The following is a 548-nucleotide window of genomic DNA, read 5'->3' as shown; positions in this document are numbered from 1 at the left end:
ATCGGGTCTCCACGGTGATGGGTAGGTGCGCGAAGCCACGCACATTGGACGAATGAACCCGCGCGACACCGGATTCCAGAACGTCGTAGGACCGCACGCGCGAGGCGAACTCGCGCAATGCCACGGTCGCCTCCAGCCGGGCCAGGTGCGCACCCAAACAGAAATGCACCCCGGCACCGAAACTCGCCAGCCCCGACTTGTCGGCACGATCGATGCGGAAACTGTCCCCGTCATCGAAAACATCCGGATCCCGGTTGGCCGAACCGATCAGCAACAACACCTTCGCCCCCGCCGGGATCACACCGCCGTGATACGACAGATCCTCCGTCGCGGTACGGGCGATCATCTGACTCGAGGTGTCATAGCGCAGCGTCTCCTCCACCCAGTCCGCGACCAACTGCGGGTCCGCGACGACCTTGGCGTACTCCCCCGGATCACGCGCCCCCCAATACAACGCGTTACCCAGCAACTTCGTGGTGGTCTCGTTGCCCGCCACCACCATCAAGAACAGGAAACCGATGATCTCCTCATCGGTGAGCGTGTCGCCG

At 63.5% G+C, this 548-nt stretch carries 1 protein-coding gene; it reads right to left on the bottom strand.

Annotated features, from left to right (window positions below; all coding sequences use genetic code 11):
- The coding region (locus ON21_RS12270; RefSeq protein ID WP_039797962.1) for a cytochrome P450 at window positions 1–548 on the bottom strand (548 nt) is incomplete at both ends.

Source organism: Nocardia araoensis NBRC 100135 (assembly GCF_000308435.1).
Classification (GTDB): Bacteria; Actinomycetota; Actinomycetes; order Mycobacteriales; family Mycobacteriaceae; genus Nocardia; species Nocardia araoensis.
The sequence above is the reverse complement of the archived record's forward strand: the minus strand, read 5'-3'. Positions and strand labels throughout refer to the sequence as shown.